The 17,484-nt window shown below is 63.3% G+C and carries 14 protein-coding genes and 1 riboswitch; of the genes, 3 read left to right on the plus strand and 11 right to left on the minus strand.

The window, feature by feature from the left end; genetic code table 11:
• Positions 1 to 147 precede the first annotated feature (147 nt).
• The 10 genes from NGM28_RS11770 to NGM28_RS11815 all read right to left on the minus strand — a co-directional run bounded on the left by NGM28_RS11770 (position 148) and on the right by NGM28_RS11815 (position 13,113).
• On the minus strand, positions 148 to 867 hold the full coding sequence (locus NGM28_RS11770) for a YiaD family glycine zipper/OmpA-like lipoprotein (RefSeq protein WP_252090244.1): 720 nt from the start codon (positions 865 to 867) through the stop codon (positions 148 to 150).
• 95 nt (positions 868 to 962) lie between these two features.
• Positions 963 to 1,607 carry an MBL fold metallo-hydrolase gene (locus NGM28_RS11775; protein ID WP_240066308.1) on the minus strand — a complete coding sequence of 215 codons (645 nt, stop codon included), beginning with the start codon at positions 1,605 to 1,607 and terminating at the stop codon, positions 963 to 965.
• A gap of 19 nt (positions 1,608 to 1,626) precedes the next feature.
• Entirely contained in the window at positions 1,627 to 1,974 is a 348-nt protein-coding gene (locus NGM28_RS11780) for a type II toxin-antitoxin system ChpB family toxin (protein ID WP_252090246.1), read from the minus strand.
• The gene (locus NGM28_RS11785; protein WP_252090248.1) at positions 1,971 to 2,249 is read right to left on the minus strand and encodes an AbrB/MazE/SpoVT family DNA-binding domain-containing protein; all 279 of its coding nucleotides are present in this window, start codon (positions 2,247 to 2,249) and stop codon (positions 1,971 to 1,973) included. Before NGM28_RS11785 ends, NGM28_RS11780 begins: the two co-directional genes overlap by 4 nt.
• Before the next feature lie 181 nt (positions 2,250 to 2,430).
• On the minus strand, positions 2,431 to 3,123 hold the full coding sequence (locus NGM28_RS11790) for a sensor histidine kinase (RefSeq protein ID WP_240066305.1): 693 nt from the start codon (positions 3,121 to 3,123) through the stop codon (positions 2,431 to 2,433).
• Entirely contained in the window at positions 3,120 to 4,727 is a 1,608-nt protein-coding gene (locus tag NGM28_RS11795; protein WP_252090250.1) for a tetratricopeptide repeat-containing response regulator, read from the minus strand. Before NGM28_RS11795 ends, NGM28_RS11790 begins: the two co-directional genes overlap by 4 nt.
• A 113-nt stretch (positions 4,728 to 4,840) precedes the next feature.
• Positions 4,841 to 7,558: a winged helix-turn-helix domain-containing protein gene (locus NGM28_RS11800; protein WP_240066303.1), complete on the minus strand. Its 2,718-nt coding sequence runs from the start codon at positions 7,556 to 7,558 to the stop codon at positions 4,841 to 4,843.
• Positions 7,559 to 7,824: 266 nt separating this feature from the next.
• Complete coding sequence (locus NGM28_RS11805) at positions 7,825 to 9,189, minus strand: DUF1329 domain-containing protein (RefSeq protein WP_213659604.1); 1,365 nt, start codon at positions 9,187 to 9,189, stop codon at positions 7,825 to 7,827.
• 26 nt (positions 9,190 to 9,215) lie between these two features.
• Positions 9,216 to 11,102 carry a DUF1302 domain-containing protein gene (locus NGM28_RS11810; RefSeq protein WP_240066302.1) on the minus strand — a complete coding sequence of 629 codons (1,887 nt, stop codon included), beginning with the start codon at positions 11,100 to 11,102 and terminating at the stop codon, positions 9,216 to 9,218.
• A 328-nt stretch (positions 11,103 to 11,430) separates the two neighbouring features.
• Entirely contained in the window at positions 11,431 to 13,113 is a 1,683-nt protein-coding gene (locus NGM28_RS11815; RefSeq protein ID WP_252090252.1) for a fatty acid--CoA ligase, read from the minus strand.
• A gap of 317 nt (positions 13,114 to 13,430) precedes the next feature.
• Here NGM28_RS11815 and NGM28_RS11820 point away from each other — a divergent pair, with 317 nt between their 5' ends.
• From NGM28_RS11820 to NGM28_RS11830, 3 genes are all read left to right on the plus strand, one after another.
• Positions 13,431 to 14,396 (plus strand): 2-hydroxyacid dehydrogenase, encoded by a 966-nt coding sequence (locus NGM28_RS11820; RefSeq protein ID WP_252090254.1) that lies wholly within the window; start codon positions 13,431 to 13,433, stop codon positions 14,394 to 14,396.
• A gap of 51 nt (positions 14,397 to 14,447) precedes the next feature.
• Complete coding sequence (locus NGM28_RS11825; RefSeq protein WP_252090256.1) at positions 14,448 to 15,446, plus strand: methyltransferase; 999 nt, start codon at positions 14,448 to 14,450, stop codon at positions 15,444 to 15,446.
• Between the two features lie 38 nt (positions 15,447 to 15,484).
• Positions 15,485 to 15,606, plus strand: a riboswitch (yybP-ykoY riboswitch).
• Positions 15,607 to 15,696: 90 nt separating this feature from the next.
• Positions 15,697 to 16,281: a TMEM165/GDT1 family protein gene (locus NGM28_RS11830; RefSeq protein WP_213661110.1), complete on the plus strand. Its 585-nt coding sequence runs from the start codon at positions 15,697 to 15,699 to the stop codon at positions 16,279 to 16,281.
• A gap of 108 nt (positions 16,282 to 16,389) precedes the next feature.
• Here NGM28_RS11830 and NGM28_RS11835 read toward each other — a convergent pair whose 3' ends face one another.
• Complete coding sequence (locus NGM28_RS11835) at positions 16,390 to 17,205, minus strand: M48 family metallopeptidase (protein ID WP_240066298.1); 816 nt, start codon at positions 17,203 to 17,205, stop codon at positions 16,390 to 16,392.
• Positions 17,206 to 17,484 lie beyond the last annotated feature (279 nt).

Below are 17,484 nucleotides of genomic sequence, written 5' to 3' on the forward strand. Positions count from 1 at the left end.
TGCAGATGGGGCCGCTACGCGCCCCATCGCGGGTAAACCCGCTCCTACAGGTACAGCGCAAGCCTTGAGGTTTGTACTGTACCTGTAGGAGCGGGTTTACCCGCGATGGGCTGCGAAGCGGCCCCACCGGCTCAACGTTTTGGCGACTTAGGGGTACTGCTGAACGGTACCCTGCTGGTCATACTGCTGGCCCGGGATCGGCTTCAGGTTGACCTCGACCCGACGGTTCTGCGCACGGCCATTGGCATCGGCGTTGCTGGCGATCGGCTGGTCCGGGCCCATGCCGCGTACGCTAACCCGCGAAGCATCCACCCCCTGCGAGGTCAGGTAGCTGCTGACCGCCTGGGCGCGACGCTGCGACAGGTCCATGTTGTGCTGGCGGCTGCCGGTGCTGTCGGTGAAGCCGACCACCTCGATGGTGTTCTGGTTGAACTGCTTGAACGAGTTGGCGAGGTTGTTCAGCGGCGAATAGAAGCTTGGGGAGATGTTCGCCGAGTCAGTGGCGAAGGTGATGTTGCCCGGCATGATCAGCTTGATCTGGTCACCCTGGCGCTGCACTTCGACGCCGGTGTTGGCCATCTTCGCACGCAGCTCGGCTTCCTGCTTGTCGGCGTAGTAGCCATAGCCGGCAGCGGCGGCGCCCACCGCGGCGGCGCCGATCAGCGCGCCCTTGCCACGGTTGTTGTGGTCGATGGCGGCACCGGCGATGGCGCCGGCCAGCGCACCCAGCCCACCGTACTTGGCGGTTTTGCTCATCCCTGTGGATTCCTGCGACTGGCCTTGGTTGTCATACGGGTTGGGGCTGGCACAACCGGACATCAGGGCAGCGGCGGTAGCGACGATAATCAGACAACGCATGGTGAACATGGACAAGCTCCTACTGAAATTCAAAAGTGCGGCGGATCACTCACGGATCTGTGCCAGCCTTGGATTGCAGCGCAGCGAAAAAATTCCATGAAACCTCAGGCGCGCACGAACGGGTTCTCGCGCATCTCGTCGCCGAGGCGGGTATCCGGGCCATGGCCGGTCACCACGATGGCCTCTTCATCCAGGCGGTACAGGCGTTCCTTGATGGAACGAACGATAGCCCGCTGATCGCCACCCCACAAATCGGTACGGCCCACGCCCCGACGGAACAGGGTATCGCCAGCGATCAGCAGCTTGTGCTCGGCGAACCAGAAGCTCATCGAGCCCGGCGTGTGCCCGGGGGTGTGCAGCGCCACGCCGCAGCCGCAGGCCAGCTCTTCGTCGTCGCTCAGCCAGCGGTCAGGCGACGGTACGGGGGTGAAGGGCATGCCGAACATCTGGCACTGCATCTCCAGGTTGTCCCACAGTGGCTGGTCGGCCTTGTGCAGGTGCAATGTGGCGCCGGTCAGCGCCTTGAGCTTGCCGGAGGCGAGGAAATGATCGAAGTGGGCGTGGGTGTGGATGATGCTCACTAGCGTCAGGCCGTGGTGCTGCAGGCGGGCGAGGATCTTCTGCTCGTCACCGCCCGGGTCGACGACGATGGCTTTCTTGGTGACGGGGTCGCCGATCAGGGTGCAGTTGCACTGCAACGGGCCTACGGGGAAGGTTTCGCGGATGAGCGCTACCGATGCATTTTCCATGAATAAACACTACAGGCAATTAATCGAAGAGGGTTTGAACACGCGCCAACGCGTCTAGAATCACGACTTCCGGAACAGATTCGATACGCTTGGCGTTTCTGGCTTCGAGGTCCACCGTGCGGATCTGGTTGCAGAGCATGACGCCTTGCGTCTGCGTACCCGCGCCGCTGAGGGTAACTGCAAAACCTGCATGCCGTGCAAAATCACCACCTTGGGAGATAGGTGCGATCACTGCGAGCCCCGAGGTATTGAACGCGGCAGGTGTCAGCACCAGCGCAGGCCGTGCTGCGCCTTGCTGCTCTCTGCCGACGGTGGGATCGAGATTGACCTGAACGATATCGCCCCTGGCGAACTTGACGCGTTTCACACCTCACGCCCCACCGGACGCATGGCGTTCCAGTCGGCCATGTCCGCTGGCTCGGGAGCATCCAGGTCACACTGCGCCATCAACTCTTCGAGTGTGTACCGGGGCTTCGATCTGACCGGTTTGAGCACCAGCGTTTCACCGGCCGTATCCAGGTTCAAGGTCGAACCCACCCCTAAACGCATTTGCTTGAGCACCGCCGCAGGAAGACGAATAGCTGCGCTGTTGCCCCATTGCTGAATCTTGATCTGCATAAGTATCTCCCAAGGTAGATACATAGTAGAAACCCTCTCGGCGATGGCAAGAAAAATGTAGAAACGGAGTATCTACATTGTCATTCGACCAGCCTTAAAGAAAGCCCGCCTGGCTCGAAAGGGAAATCGCCTACGCTGCCTCGGGACTCAGATCTAATTTGGGAGCATCAAGCAACACATTCGCAAGAAGCCAGCATGAGATCACTTAGGGTAGGTACAACCGAAACAACCCGCCGCCCAACGCTCCGCCATTGGCGATTTCAATCCGCCCGCGCACGCCGTTGCGCTCGTGCAACGCGGCAATCCGCGCGGCGAAGTACAACCCCAGCCCGGTGCTGCCACTCTGCGAATCGATACCCTGCACATAATCGTGCTGACGCTCGAGCATGCGCTGTGGATAACCGGTGCCGTCGTCGTTGACGCTGATCACCAGTTGCTCACCCTCCTCCTCGATGCTGATCAGCAGCGCATGGCCGGCGTAGCGGATAGCGTTGGTGAGCACGTTGGCGACGACCGAGGCGACCAGTTCGCGGTCGAAGAACCCCAGCGGGCTTTCGGTCTCGATACGCCAGGTCGCAAGGATGTCGCGGTGCTTGATCACCTCTTCCTGGGCTGCCAGCTGAGCCTCGATGAAATCGTCGAGCTCGTGGTAGTCCGGGCAGATGGGAAGCTGGTTGACCCCCAGCTTGTACAGCCCCAGCAACTGCACCAACATGCCGTTCAGGTGGCTGAGCTCGTGCTCCACCACGCCTTGCTCGGTGCCGCCGCGCAGTTCTTCGGGCAGGCGCGCCAGCCATTGGCTGTGGGCATGGGTCAGCGCCGAGAGCGAGTTCTTCAGGTCATGCACGGTGGAGGCGATCACCGTGGAGAAATCCAGCCCCTGGTTGTCCTGGTTCATGCGCCGAACACCCGGATGTGCAATTTGCGGTAGCGGTCGTAGCGGCTGTCGCTGGCGGGAATACCGGCCACGCTGGTCAAGCAGTTACGGCACTCCTGCATGACGGCGGGCGACGGCGCCTCGCCACCGATGCGCAACAGCGCCTGGGCGGTGTTCAAGGCGATGCTGATGTTCTTCGGCTGCAACGACAGCGCCTTGCGGAACATGCCCAGCGCCTCGTTGAGCTGCCCACCCTGATAGCTGCGCACGCCCTGACGGTTCAGATCCACCGCCTCGGTCACGGCACCGAGCACCGTGGGGTCATCGGTGAGCTTGGCCACGCTCTGCATGACCTTGGGATCATCGCCGTAGGTTTCCACGCACCCCTTGAGAATCGAGGTGCCCGCCGCATCCTGGCCAAGCTGCTGCAACTGCTTGGCCACGGTCAGCGCCGCTTCGACCGAGAAGAACTGCTCCATCTTGTCCAGACGCTGCATGGCCTGCTCGGTAAGCTTGGCCGCGGTTTCCGCGTCACCGGCCTGTTGCAGACTGGCGGCCTTCATCAAACGTGCGCGCACCTGCAGGCCCTGGTCCTCGACGTTCTCCTTGGCCACTTCGCTGAGCACGGTGTTGATTTCGACGCGGGTACGGGCATCGAGACCATTACCGGCGTTCTTGTTCATGAGGGCCTGGACCAGGCCCAGGTTGCTTTCGGCATCCTTGTAGCGTGAGCTCTGCCCTTGGTTCACGGCGTGGCGGAAGGCCTTCGAAGCACTCTCGAAGTCGGCGTTGTCCAGGGCCAGCTTGCCCAAGGCGGCCTGTCGGCGCACGGCGAGTGGCGACAGACGCACCGCTTCTTCAAGCATGTGCTGGGCACGCCGGGTCTCACCCTGGGCAACCAGCACCTCCGCCATGCCGTCATACAGGTTGGGCATGATCGGGAAGGCCTTGAGCGCCTGCTCGTAGACGCCCTGGGCCTGGGCGCTCTGGCCGCGCTTGTGCAACAGGTTGCCCAGTGCGGCGTAGACCCACGGCTGTGGGCGGCTGGCGAGGATGCTCTTGAGGAATTTCTCGAGTTCCTCGAAACGGTTCAGGTCACGCAGTGCGTCGGCGCGATAGCGCAGGCACAACGGGGCGAAGCGCGGATCCTTCTTGCACAGTTCTGCACAAGCCGCGAGCACTTCGGCCGGGCGAGAACGGTCGAGCGCCTGGAGGATCGGTTTGAGCAGTGTCTTGCGCTGGGTGAGTTTTTCCAACCGCTGGGCCAGGCCGACCCGATTGAAAGGCTTGGTCAGGTACGCATCGGGTTCGTGCTCAATGGCACTAAGTACGATGGACTGGCTGCTCTCGGCCGTGACCATGATGAACACGCACTCATGGCTGATGAGCTTGTCGAGGATCAGGTCCTCGAGCACCTGCTGGCCATTCTTCTTGCCATCGCCAAGGTGGAAGTCCTGGAGAATGAAGTCGTAGCGCTTTTGCCCGCACATGCGCAGCGCCTGCTCGCCGCTGTCCGCGGTATCCACGTCGCGCACGCCCAACTCCCGCAGCATGGAGCGGGTCGAGGTGCGAAAGTCGGTGAAATCGTCGACGATCAGAAAGCTTTTTTGCCCGTACTGCAGCATCAACACGACCTGTATGCGAAGAAATGGGGAGAAGGCGCGCGACGATGCATGGCGCCGAATCCTGTATCGGCAGCGGGTCGGGAAAGATGAGCCCTGGAATGACGCAGGTGGGGTTACGCCAGCAGCCCCAGGGACTTGGCCCTGGCCACGGCCTGGGTGCGGCGCTCGACACCCAGCTTGCCATTGATATGGCTGGCGTGGGTCTTGACCGTGTGCAACGAGATGAACAGGCGCTCACTGATTTGCTGGTTGGAGCAGCCCTGGGCAATCAGCTCCAGCACAGCCAGTTCACGACCACTGAGCGCCTCGGTAGCGCCGAGGTCATTCGCCTGAGCCTCAGGGAGACGCGCCAGCAGGTCAACCTGTGCAGGGCTGGCGGGCTGGCCCACCAGTTGTTCGCGCAACCAGGTGGGCTGATCCTCGAGCAACCGCTGGAATGCCTGTAGCGCACCACCTTGAGCCGCCTCAAGTGCCTGGGGCAACAACCTGCCCGCCTCGGGCTCCCGGCCTTCACCGAGCAACAGGCCGATCAACTGGCACAACGCACTGACCACCAGTGTCATGCCGCCACTGGCCTGGCCTCGCTCGACCAATGTGCGCAAACGTGCCTCCGCCTCGCGTGGGCGAGCCAGCACGCGCTCCAGCAACGCTTGCTGCAGTTCGATATGCAGTGGCAGCAGCGGGTGAAACTCGGGGGCAGCCGCAGGTTGCTCGCCGCCATAGGTTTGCCCCAGACGCATCAACCAGGATTCGGCCAGGTCCGTCCGCCCCTGGGCCAGCCACAGTTCGCATTTCACCAGGGTGATCATGGCCAGGTAGAAGATCGGCGGCACGTCCCAGATATGCATCAACCGCTCAGCTTCGGCCAACTCTGCGAATGCCTCGGCGAAGCGCCCTTCACGACCATCGAGCGAAGCGATCACGCAATGGCCGATCAACACGCTGATATCGCGGCAGCTACGTGCCTCGCTGAGGCCCGCACGCAAGCGGGCGCGCCCCTGGACAGGCTGGAGACGCGCTGCCAGCAGGTAACCTTCGTACAGGGTGAGGCGTGCGCGCACGGCGTACAAGCGCTGCCCCGACAACCCTTGCAGCCGCAGCAGCCCCTGGCGCACTTCATCCTGCGCCCTCAGCACTTCGCCGCGGGCATGCAGTACCCGAGCCCGGTCGTAGTGGGCCAACGCTTCGAACAAGGGGTTGCCGACCCGCTGGGCCAGTTCCAGCGCCTCACGGTTCCACCCACGCGCACGCCAGAAATCGCCATCGGCGATGGCCAGGTTGGACAGTGTGGACAGGCAAACCAGGCGCTGGCCATAACGCTTGCAGGGCAGGCTTTGCAACGCCTCGCCGCAGTACGCCTGGGTGCGCTCACGGTCACCACGGCCACGGGCGATGACGCCACTGAGCGCCAGCCATTGGGCCAGCATCGACTTCTGGGCCGTGGCCGATGGTGCTGGCAGGAAACGGCTGAGGTAGCCCGCAAGCTCTTCGGCGGCGTCCAACTGGCAGGCAAGCCCCAAGGCCCAGCTGTACAGCACGATCAGCCGTGGCGTGCTGATGAGCAGGCTGTCGGGCAGGTCCATTTTCCAGCGCAGCAGCATGCCGACGTTCTGTTCAGCAAGCAGTTGCTCCTCGGACAGGCTTTGTACCAGGTCGGCGGCCACATCCAGGTGGCCCGCTCGCAACGCCTGCTCCACGGCCTCATCGAGCAGCCCCTGCCCTTCGAACCAACGACACGCACGCAGGTGCAGCGCCGCCAATGGCTCGGTCGCCTGGCGACTACGCAGCAGGTCGGAGAACAAATGGTGATAGCGGAACCAGCGCCCGTGCTCGTCGAGCGGCACCAGGAATACCTGGTGGGCCTGCAAATAGCGCAAGACATCTGCACTGTCATGGCGCTCGCGCAGGGCATCGCACAGCTCAGAACAGAAGCGCTCCTGGCAAGCGGTGTCATAGAGGAATGCCTGCACTGGCGCAGGCAGCATGTCGATGACCTCCTCCAGCAGGTAATCACGGATCAGCCCCTCGCCGCCATGCAGGGCCTGGGGCAAGGCGTTGTCGTCACCGGACTCGCTGGCCGCCAACTGCCAGAAACGCAGGCCGGCGACCCAGCCATCGCTGCGCTGGATCAGATTGTCGAGGGCCTGGCCACGCAAACCGGTGGGCTGGCGGCCGATCACGGCCAGTGCTTCGTCTGGAGTGAGGCGCAAGTCCTGCTCGTTGAGCTCTACCAGTTGCCGTGACAGCCGCAGGCGAGCCAGGTGCCAATCGGGGCGCTGGCGACTGGTGACCAGCAGCACCAGGCCGGGTGGCAGGTGATTGAGGAAAAATTGCAGGCAGCGATCGAGCACCGGCCCCTGTGCGAGGTGGTAGTCGTCGAGTACCAGCAGCAAGGGCGTGTCGGGTTGCAGGTAGAGCGCCAGCTCGTCGAGCAGGCCATCAAGCCACTCTTCGAAGGCGAAAGGCTGGTGACGCTGACGCATCTTGAGCAACCCGAGGGCCTGCCCGCCCAAGGCTGGGCAGAACTGCTGGAGACCTTCGAGCAGGCGTTCAAGGAAACGCCCGGGGTCAGCGTCGCGTTGGCTCAGGCCGAGCCATAGGCTGCGCCAGTGAGAAGGCAGTTCCTGGCAGTACTCGATGGCAAGTGAACTTTTACCGAAGCCCGCCGGTGCGTTGACCAACAACAAACGCCCCATGAGCCCTGCCTGCAAACGCTGGCACAACCGCGCTCTGGGTACATGCGCCTCCGGCAGCGGAGGCCGGAAGAAACGCCCGTCCAGCAGGCCCAAGGCCTGACTGGCAACTCCATGCGTACGGGACAGGTCTGTCATGGCCGGCTCGTTCTGATTGTAAGGCTTCGGCGGTACGGATCTTTGCGAGACTAGCGGCAAACGCCACGCAATTGAAGATGATGGGGGCGAATTGGGCAAAAAAGACTACGACAAAACGAAACAAGACTGATCGACATCAGCGGGGTCGATATCTCGTCATCAATGCAGGGTGGAAAATCCCTGCCGGATTCAGCCCACGCCAAAACAGAAACACCCCGGCAAGCCGGGGCGTTCTGGGGGATCACACGGAGTGGGTGACAATCAGCTCAACGTACACCCGACTGACGCAGGGCGGCTGGCTGGAAGTCGGCCTTGCTGGCACTGAAGCCGAAGTCGTAGGCGCTCTTCTCTTCGTTCTTCATGCCCAGGGCCAGGTAGCGGCCCGATTGCAGGTCGTAGATGGCCTCGAGGGTGTACCACGGCACCTGCACGTTGTAGTACGGCTGGGCATGGGCCTCGGAGACGCGCCACAGTTGGTTACGACCGTCGTACTGGTCGATCACCGCAGCTTGCCAGGTGTCCTCGTCGATGTAGAAGTCACGCTTGGCGTAGATGTGCCGCTGGCCAGGCTTGAGGGTCGCGACCACGTGCCAGACACGGCGCAGCTCGTAACGCGCCAGGTCCTGGTTGATGTGGCCAGGCTTGATGATGTCCGCGTACTTGAGCTTCGGGTCATCGAGCTTGTAGGCGTTGGAGGCAATGTACATCTCCTTCTTGCCTTCGAGCTTCCAGTCGTAGCGGTCTGGCGCGCCGTTGAACATGTCCAGGTTGTCGGACGTACGCAGGCCGTCAGCGGCGGTACCCGGACCGTCGTACGACACTTGCGGTGCCTGGCGCACGCGGCGCTGGCCAGCGTTGTAGATCCAAGCCTTGCGCGGTTCCTTGACCTGGTCGAGGGTTTCGTGGACCAGCAGCACGGTACCGGCCAGGCGCGCTGGCGCGGTCACTTCCTGCATGAAGTAGAACAGGATGTTGCCTGGGTTGCTCGGGTCGTAATCCTTCATCTTGTCGCGGAAGACGAACTGGTCCCTGAAGTACACCAGGCTGTACGAGCCGTTCTGCTGCGGGGTGGCCTGCGTGACCAGGCGCGTCACACTGCCACCACGGTAGCGGGTGATGTGGTTCCAGATCACTTCCACACCATCCTTCGGAATCGGGAACGGGATGGCGGTGCGGAAGTTTTCAAGGCCGTTGCCCCCGCCGACCAGCGTGGTCTTGGTTGCGTTTTCCTTGATCGCGGCGAAGACATCGTCAGGCACGGTGGAACCGCGGTGGGTCTTGTACACCGGGATCTTGTAGGTGTCCGGGTAGCGCTCGAGCATCGCCATCTGGCCAGGCGAAAGCTTGTCCTTGTACTGGGCAGCGTTCTGCTTGGTGATGGTGAACAGCGGTTTCTCGCTGCCATAGGGGTCGGAGAGGAAACCCTTGGCATCGACCGTTCCGGCGGACTTCGACAGCGGCTCCCAAGGGCCGATCGATCCATCGGCGTTACCGGCTTTCTCCGCCCCCATTGGCGTTAGGGTCGAGCCTAGCTTGGCTGCTTCATCGGCGGAAACCGCAGCCATGACGCTGGTCGCCAGCAGGGACAGGCCCAGTACACCGGCTTGCAGCAGACGTGTGGTCATCTTCATTCTGTTGTCGTCCTGGATCAGTGTTCTTAGAAGTTCACGCCGAAGCTGAGGGCGACGAAGTCGCGGTCATCCACGGTGGTGTACTTGCCGTCGAAGAAGTTGGTGTACGACAGGCTGGCCGTGTAGGTGTTCTGGTACTCGGCGTCCAGGCCCAGGCTGATCGCCTTGCGGCCCTCTTCGAAGTTGCCGCCCGGGCCCGGCGAGTAGCCGGAGACATCGTGGGACCAGGCCACGTTGGGCTTGAGGTTGACCCCGGCGAAGACGTCGTTGTAGTCCCAGATCACCCGGGCGCGGTAGCCCCAGGAGGTGCTGGTGGTGTAGCCGTCGTTCTCGCACTTGCGGTTGAGGTTGGCGGTGGAGGCACCTGCACCGGCACCGGCGATGGTGCTGGCATTGAGTGCCTGGCAGGTGTCGGCCCCCCCCGTGGCGGGTAGCGGGCCAGGGCCATAGACCGGGTCGCGGCCGTAGCGGACTTCGTGGGCGCTTTCCAGGCCACCGACGTGAGTGACACCCACCTCGCCGACAACGGTCATGCGGCTGGCGCCCATCACCTGGTCGAAGAAGTGCGTCAGGGTGGTCTGGAACTGGGTGATCTCCTTGCGGCGATAACCATGCAGGTCCTGGCCGGGAACGCCGTTGAGCAGCGAAGCGTTGGCCAGCGCGCCACCGATCGGACGCACGCCAGCGAACAGGATATCGGTGGTGTTCAACTGCACCGGGGCGTTGGGGCGGTAGCTCAACTCGCCGCTCCAGGCCGTGCCGGTGGGCAACGTGGTGGAGAAGCTCAGGCCATAGAGGCGAATGTCTTCCGGGTACTCGACGAAGTACTTCGAGTTGCCCGCGACGATAATCGGCGCCAGCGACCTCAGCTGGGCCGGCAGACCCGCCAGGCCGGCGTATACCGAAGGCGCGGCACCGGTGGCACTGAAGATCGGCGCGCGGCTGTGGTAGTTCATGAAGTAGGCACCGAACTCGGTGTCCAGCGGCTCGAACATGTAGCGCATGGCGACGCCGAACTGGCCGCTGTCACGGGCGTCACGGTCCGGGCCACGGCCGACCATCACGCCTTCCTCGTTGATGTTCACGCCACGGGTGGCGAGGAACTGCTGGGCCGCCACAGGCACCGTGCGGCTGCTGTTGAGCACACGCAGGTTGTTGTTGCAACCGTCGGCGATGATGTCTGGCTGCGAGAAGAAGGTGCCGCAGTTGTCGACGACGGTCTGGTCCCATTCGATCTGGTAGAAGGCTTCGGCCGACAGGTTGTCGGTGAGGCTCTGGGAGATGTAGAACATGTTGACCGGGATCAGGCCTTCCTTCACCTCGGCGCCCGGACGACGGAACGCGGACACGTCGATTGGGTTGATCGAGTTGATGCCGCCACCGATGAAGGTGCTCTCACCCCAGCTGACCACCTGCTTGCCCAGGCGCACCGAGCCCGGCAGGTCGGCGATGGAGTAGTTGTGATAGACGAAGGCGTCGAGCAACTCCGCGCCCGAGGACTTGGCGCCCTCCTTGCGGTTGGAGTCGCTGATATCCTTGAACTCACGGTGTTCGTCCTTCAGTTCGAAGTCGTACCAGTACTTGCCACGGACGAACACGCCGGTGTCACCGTACTTGAGCTCGAGGTCGTGGATGCCCTTGAAGATCTTCGAGAAGGTTTCGCCCTTCTTGAAGTTGAGGTGGCCATCGTCGGAAGTCTGCGACAACCCCTTGCCGCCGTTGTTGACCCCGATGAGGTCCTTGTTAGGGTTGGCCGTCGACCAGCTGGCGCCGATGGAGAGCGACGAGTCGAACTGGCCTTCGATTTCACCGATGTTGAAGCTGACCGCGAAAGCAGGACTTGCAAGCGTGGAAGCGAGGCTGACGGCCAAGGGCAGACGTGCCCGGCGCCAGAACGGGTTTGCAGATGTCATCGACGCTACTCCATGTACTTTTTTGTTATGGCAGTGAGTCCTTTCAGAAACGGCCGAGCGCCTGGTGAAGCCGGCTCCTGCCCGAGGCGCCACGACAATGCGCGGCGCCCTCCCCCATTCCTGAAAATCCCCTGGCCCGACTATAGCCAGCGGTCACAGGTGCTAGATCCCTCTAAAGTGTGATTTGCGCTTCCTGCTGTTGGCCTGCCCCAAAAGACCGGCCTGTGCGCTGGCAGTGGTGAAGCATGGCTCAATTTTGCCGTTTGACAAGACACCACCCTCTCTAGCGTGCGGGTCGCGATCTGGCGAGCGCGACCCGCGAGGGCGGTTACAGCGTGGAGAGGAATGCGCTGTTACTGGCCTGCCATTGGCTGATGTCCACGCGGATGCGCTTCTTGTCGAGCTTTCCGACACTGGTCTTGGGAATTTCAGTAACAATGGCGATCTGGCTAGGGATTGCCCACTTGTTGATATGCCCCTGCTCGACGAAAGGCTTGAGGTGTTCCTTCAGGCTGCGTGCATCAATGTTCAGCCCCTCACGCACCACCAACAGTGCGAATGGTCGCTCGCCCCACTGCGGGTCTGGCACGCCGACCACCGCCACTTCACGCACCGCCGGATGGCGGCTGAGCAGGTCCTCGAGGTCGAGCGACGAGATCCACTCGCCACCGGTCTTGATCACATCCTTGATACGGTCGCGGACATCGATGAACCCCATGCCATCGAGCGTGGCGACATCGCCGGTGTGCAGCCAGCCACCCTGCCAGAGCTCTTCGCTCTTCTCCGGCTCGCGGAAATACCCCATGGTCAACCAGGGTGCACGCAGCACCAGCTCGCCCTGGGTCTCGCCATCCGCAGGCAGGAAGTTGCCATCTCCGTCGACGATGGCTGCTTCCACCAACGGCACCGGCACCCCGGCCTTGATCCGGTAGCTGGTACGCTCATCCTCGCTACCGGCCTGCAGCTCGTCGTTCAGGTGCGCGGCGCTGATCAGCGGGCAGGTCTCGGACATGCCGTAGGCGGCGGTGAGCTGAATGCCCCTGGCCAGTGCGGCCTCATACAGCGCGCGGTTGAGCGCGCTGCCACCGATGATGATCTTCCAGCCGCCAAAGTCCTGGCCGGCAGCCGACGGGCAGTTGAGCAGCATCTGCAGGATGGTGGGTACGCAGTGGGAGAAGGTCACCTTCTCTTCGCGCCACAGCTTGATCAGCATGTCTGGCTCGTAGCGCCCGGGGTAGACCTGCTTGATCCCCATCATCGTCGCCGCGTAGGGAATGCCCCAGGCGTGCACGTGGAACATCGGCGTGATCGGCATGTAGACATCGTTGCTGCTCAGCAACCGCACGCTGTCCAGGCTGCCGAGCACGGAGGTTTCGGCCAGGGTGTGCAGCACCAGTTGGCGGTGGGTGAAATACACACCCTTGGGGTTGCCGGTGGTGCCGGTGGTGTAGAACGTGGTGGCCACCGAGTTCTCGTCGAAGTCGGGGAAGTCGTAGTGCGGGCTGGCCGCTGCCAGCAGTTGCTCGTACTCGCCGTGCAGGCCCGGCAGGTCGGCAGTCTTGTCCGGCCCATCGGTCAACAGCACGGTCCCTTGCACCGTGGTCAGTTGTCCGGCGATGCCCTGGTAGAGGCCGATGAAATCACTATTGACCAGCACGAGGCGGTCATCGGCATGGTTCATGGTGTAGAGGATCTGTTCCGGTGACAGTCGCACGTTGATGGTGTGCACCACCGCGCCGATCATTGGGATGGCGAACATGCACTCCAGGTAACGGTGGCTGTCCCAGTCCATAACCGCCACCGTGTCACCGGCCTTGACGCCGGCTGCGGTCAGCACGTTGGCAAGCCGAGCGATGCGCTCGCCCAATTGCGGATAGGTGAGGCGGATCTGGTCGCGGTAGACGATCTCGCGGGTCTTTTCATAGCGGCTGCCGGACATCAGCAGGCGTTTGATCAGCAGCGGAAATTCGTAGGCGCCCTCGGCGGGCTTGATGATGCGCGTCTGCAACATGGGTATCCCTTTTCTGTAATGCGGGCCGGACAGCTCTGGGATCCACTCTAGATCGGTGACGCGCCGGTCAAATCAGCCGAAGGAATGATTTGCCGCGCAAAGGTATGAGCGGCGATGCCGGCGTTGACGAACGGCACCGGTGAGCCAGACACTGCCCAGGTTGGATCGCGCCCCCTGTAGGAGCGGGTTTACCCGCGAATCAGGCAACGCGGTGCATGGCACGGGCTTCGCCCGTGTTCGCGGGTAAACCCGCTCCTACAGAGTCCCGCCGACCAAACCCACCGCGGCGACCGAACCACTCCCACATCGGAGACCCCATGCCCAATCCACGTCGCGCCGTGTTTCTCGACCACCCTTCCCTGGACCTCGGTGACCTCGACCTTTCCCCACTGCAAGGTCAGTTCGATGAACTTCAGTTGTTCGCCACTACCCGTCCCGAGCAAGTGGCCGAACGCCTGCGGGGCGCCGTGGCGGTGATCAGCAACAAGGTGATGCTCGACGCCGCCAGCCTGGCCGCCAACCCTCAGCTCAAGCTGATCCTGGTCGCCGCCACCGGCACCAACAACGTCGATCTGGCCGCCGCCCGCGCTCAAGGCATCACCGTGTGCAACTGCCAGGGCTACGGCACGCCGTCGGTGGCCCAGCACACCCTGGCCCTGCTGCTGGCCCTGGCCACGCGCCTGTGTGATTACCACCAGGCCGTGGCCAGGGGTGCATGGGCCAAGGCCAGCCAGTTCTGCCTGCTGGATTTCCCCATCGTCGAACTCGAAGGCAAGACCCTCGGCCTGCTCGGCCATGGCGAGCTGGGTGGTGCGGTGGCGCGGCTGGCCGAGGCGTTCGGCATGCGCGTGCTCAGCGGGCAGATCCCTGGGCGCCCGGCCCGCGATGATCGGCTGCCACTCGATGAACTGTTGCCTCAGGTCGACGCCCTGACCCTGCACTGCCCGCTCAACGATCGCACCCGGCACATGATCGGCGCCCGCGAACTGGCCCTGCTCAAGCCCGGTACACTGGTAGTCAACACCGCCCGTGGCGGGCTGATCGATGAACAGGCCCTGGCCGATGCCCTGCGCAGCGGTCACCTGGGCGGCGCGGCAACCGATGTGCTCAGTGTCGAGCCGCCGGTCAATGGCAACCCGTTGCTGGCGGCGGATATTCCCCGCCTGATCGTGACCCCGCACAGCGCCTGGGGCGCGGTGGAGTCACGCCAGCGCATCGTCGGCCAGCTCGCCGAAAACGCCCAGGCATTCTTTGCCGGGCAACCGCGGCGAGTGGTCGGCTGAGCCGGCGAAGGCTCTGGTACACTGCGCGACTTTTTCCAGGAGGCGCCGTTTATGGACCCGCGCAGTGAAGTAATGCTCCGCCAGGCGGAGCTGTTCCAGGGGCCGCTGCTGATCGCCGGCGCCCCCGCCGATGGCCTGCTCGGCCAATTGCCCAAGGCCCACAGCTGGACTTGGCACGCAGGCGACCAGGCTCTGCTTGAAAGCCGTTTCGGCGGCCGCTGCCACCATGGTGTGAGCGTGCCCGAAGTGGCTTTCGACGCGGCTATCCTGTTCCTGCCCAAGTCCCGTGAACTGGCCGCCTACCTGCTCAACGCCCTGGCCGCGCGCCTGGCCGGGCGCGAGCTGTACCTGGTCGGTGAGAAACGCGGCGGCATCGAGGGCGCGGCGAAACAGCTGCAGGCGTTCGGCAAGCCTCGCAAGCTCGACAGCGCGCGCCACTGCCAGCTGTGGCAGGTGACCGTAGACAACGCCCCCGAGGCCAAGCCGCTGGAGAGCCTGGCCGAGCGCTTCGAGCTGCCCCTGGAAGATGGCCCCTTGCAGGTGGTCAGCCTGCCAGGCGTGTTCAGCCATGGGCGCCTGGACAAAGGCACCGCCCTGCTATTGGAACACCTCGACGGTTTGCCCAGTGGGCATGTCCTCGACTTCGGTTGTGGTGCCGGCGTGTTGGGCGCAACGATCAAGCGCCGTTACCCACAGAGCCGGGTCACCCTGCTGGATGTCGATGCCTTTGCCGTCGCCGCCAGCCGCCTGACCCTGACAGCCAATGGTCTGGAAGGCGACGTGATCAGCGGTGATGGTATCGACGCCGCACCGGGTGAACTGGACCTGATCCTGAGCAATCCGCCATTCCACACCGGGGTGCACACCGATTACCAAGCTTCGGAAAACCTGCTGAAAAAATCCGGTGAACATCTGCGAAAAGGTGGCGAAATTCGCCTGGTAGCCAACAGCTTCCTGCGCTATCAGCCGCTCATCGAGGGCGCCTTGGGCAACTGCGAAATCCGCGCCGAGGCACAGGGCTTTCGCATCTACCGGGCGACACGCGGGTAAAAACAGGGCTTGCCGAAACCGCCCGGCGTAGGCAGAATCCGCTCCGTCCTAGGGGAGTAGTCTCCCGCGAGCCCCTCGCTCGCCCGGTACGCGTCAACACACTTGGCCCACAGGCCATGGCGCGTGCGACCCACGATCTGCGCAGACAGGTCCAGGGTTTGACAAGACCTATGACACGCACACCTTACCCGGGGCGGGGAGGTCGTACGTGTCATAGCCGTGTCGACCCGCCCCCGTAGGAATCCTGATGCTGGAATCTCTGCTCGTTCCCACCGCCATCGTTGCCCTCGCCGAAATCGGCGACAAGACGCAACTGCTCGCGCTCATCCTCGCTGCTCGCTTTCGCAAACCCTGGCCGATCATCGCCGGCATCATCGCCGCCACCCTGGCCAACCACGCCGCCGCGGGCGCCGTGGGTGCCTGGGTCAGCAGCTTCTTTACCGAATCCGTGCTGCACTGGATCCTCGCCGCGAGCTTCACCGCCACCGCGCTGTGGACCCTGGTGCCGGACAAGATGGACGATGACGAAACCAGCAACGCACGCCGCTTCGGGCCGTTCCTGACCACGTTGATCGCCTTCTTCCTGGCCGAGATCGGCGACAAGACCCAGGTCGCCACGGTGATGCTGGCGGCACAGTACCCGCACCTGATCATGGTGATCATCGGTACCACCCTGGGCATGCTGATTGCCAACGTGCCGGTGGTGCTGGCGGGCAACTTCGCCGCAGAGAAACTGCCGTTGACGCTGATCCGTCGACTGGCGGCGGCGGCGTTCTTCGTGCTGGCCGTCGTCGCAGTGTATTCGGCGATGAAGACCAGCGGCTGGATAGGCTGAGGATCCTGTAGGAGCCAGCCTTGCTGGCGAACCAGGCGCCGCGGTGCATGGCACTGGCGTTGCCGGTGTTCGCCGGCAACGCCGGCTCCTACAGGGAGGCGCGGTGACTTACTTCTTGGCGGCTTGATACAGCGGCATCACCTTCGGAATCGCCGCTTGCAACGAGGCGATCCGGCTGCTCGACGCCGGGTGGGTGCTCATGAACTCAGGCGGCGCGCCTTCGGACGCCTTGCTCATCTTGTTCCAGAGGGTGATCGCGGCGTTCGGGTCGTAGCCAGCGCGGGCCGACAGCTCCAGGCCGATCAGGTCGGCTTCGTTCTCATTGGCGCGGCTGTTGGGCAGGGTCATGGCGTAGTTCACCACGGTATCGGCCAGCGCCATGCTGTCCTGGCCCAGGCCGAGGAACGCACCCGCGCCCTGGCGGGCCATTTCCACGCCATAGGCCTTGGACATCGCTTCACGGCCATGCTCGCGCAGGGCGTGGGCAATCTCATGGCCCATGACCGCGGCGATCTCGGCGTCAGTCAGCTTGAGCTGATCGATCAGGCCGGTATAGACGATGATCTTGCCGCCCGGGCCGCAGTTGGCGTTCAGTTCGTCGCTCTTGATGACGTTGACTTCCCATTTCCACTGCGCGGCATCCGGCCGGAACTGTGGCGCCTGGGCAATCAGGCGATCGGCGATGGCCTGCACGCGCTTGGCGTCGGCACTGCTTTTATCCAGGACGCCCTTGCTCGACGCCTCACCGAGGGTCTGCTGATAGGACTGGGCGTACATCTGGTTGACCTCATCGGTCGAGAGCATGCTGAACATGTACTGCTTGCGCTCGACGCCCACGGCACCGCCACTGGTGGTATTGACCGCCTGGCAGCCGCCCAGCAGGACGCTGGCGCTCAACATGCTGACAACGAATGACTTACGCATTTGAAACACTCCCTTTTTACGTGCCGCGTATCCTAGGCCTAGTCGCCTGGCCCCGCCAGAGCCGCAGGGAAGATTTATCCACACCCCTCATGCTTTCGTATTAGCCCGCCGATAACCCTGGGACACGACCTCCTTGCGCGCGGAGCCTTCCATGAAGTTCAAGTCGATCCAGTTTTCCGTGGCCGCCCTGGCCGGTGCCATCGTACTGAGCATTGTCGCCGCCCTGGTGCTCTATGCCGTGTACTCCGGCGAACGCACCCAGGCGCTGGTACAGCAGCG

It is taken from the genome of Pseudomonas sp. MWU13-3659 (assembly GCF_023757525.1).
In the GTDB taxonomy this organism is placed as follows: domain Bacteria; phylum Pseudomonadota; class Gammaproteobacteria; order Pseudomonadales; family Pseudomonadaceae; genus Aquipseudomonas; species Aquipseudomonas entomophila_E.